Origin of the sequence: Actinomadura sp., assembly GCF_044508335.1 — a bacterium.
GTDB lineage: Bacteria > Actinomycetota > Actinomycetes > Streptosporangiales > Streptosporangiaceae > Spirillospora.
In genome coordinates, this window is record NZ_JBIQHY010000190.1 from 1,833 (window position 1) to 2,896 (window position 1,064).

Below are 1,064 nucleotides of genomic sequence, written 5' to 3' on the forward strand. Positions count from 1 at the left end.
GTTCCGTCTAGTGGTCGCGCAGCGCCTTGACCAGCTCCGACTTGGTCATCGAGGAGCGGCCCTCGATGCCGATCTCGCGGGCGCGCTTCAGCAGCTCGTCCTTCGTCCAGTCGTCGTAGGAGGGGTTCTTGCCGCCCTTGCGGCCGACGTTCCCCTTGCCGCGGTTCGCGGACGCGTTCGCGATGCGCGCGGCCTTCTCCTTGCTCTCGCCCTTGTCGCGGAGCTTCTGGTAAGTCTTCTCATCCTTGATCTGTGCTCTAGGCATATCGGACACGTACCCGACCCACGTGGTCCACACATGGGAGAGAATCGACTCCGGGGAAGGGGAGTCGTGCGCATTGGCATCCTGGGCCCGCTCGAAGTGCGGGACGAGGCCGGGCGGCCCGTCGAGGTCGGCGGCCGGCGGCTGCGCGCCCTGCTCGTCCGGCTCGCGGCCGAGGCGGGGCGGCCCGTGTCGGCCGAGCGGCTGCTGGACGACCTGTGGGAGGGGGCGCCGCCCGCGGGAGGCGGCAACGCGCTGCAGGCGCTCGTATCCCGGCTGCGCGGCGTCGCCGGGCGGGACGTCGTCGGGCACGGGCCGGGCGGGTACCGGCTCGGCATCGACCCGGCCGAGGTCGACGCGGTCGCGTTCGAGCGGGGCGTGGCGGCGGCCCGCGCCGAGGACGACCCGGCGCGGCGCGCCGACGGGCTGCGGGCGGCGCTCGAGCTCTGGCGCGGCCCCGCGCTCGCCGACGTCGCCGACGCCGACTTCGCGTACGGGATCTCCGCCCGGCTGGAGGAGCTGCGGCTCGCCGCCGTCGAGGACCGCGTCGACGCGGAGATCGCCCTCGGGCGGCCCGTCCCGCCGGTCGCCGAGCTGGAGCCGCTCGCCGCCGCGCACCCGCTGCGCGAACGGCTGCGCGGGCACCTCATGCGGGCGCTGTGCGCGGCGGGGCGGCAGGCCGAGGCACTGGAGGTGTACGAGGAGACGCGGCGCGCCCTGTCCGACCGGCTCGGCGTCGACCCGTCCCCGGAGCTGGCCGCCGTCCACCTGTCCATCCTGCGGGGGGAGAGCCCCGCACCTG

At 75.3% G+C, this 1,064-nt stretch carries 2 protein-coding genes; one reads left to right on the forward strand and one right to left on the reverse strand.

Translation table 11 applies throughout. From position 1 onward, the window contains the following. Nucleotides 1-7: 7 nt before the first annotated feature. Complete coding sequence (locus tag ACIWVC_RS33530) at nt 8-265, reverse strand: Rho termination factor (protein WP_396449615.1); 258 nt, start codon at nt 263-265, stop codon at nt 8-10. Between the two features lie 66 nt (nt 266-331). Here ACIWVC_RS33530 and ACIWVC_RS33535 point away from each other — a divergent pair. Further along, on the forward strand, nt 332-1,064 hold a 733-nt coding region (locus tag ACIWVC_RS33535; RefSeq protein WP_396455082.1), incomplete at its 3' end, for a BTAD domain-containing putative transcriptional regulator.

Excerpts from the sequence above, each read along its gene's own strand:
- ACIWVC_RS33530 (WP_396449615.1), bottom strand. The coding sequence starts at position 265 with ATGCCTAGAGCACAGATCAAGGATGAGAAGACTTACCAGAAGCTCCGC.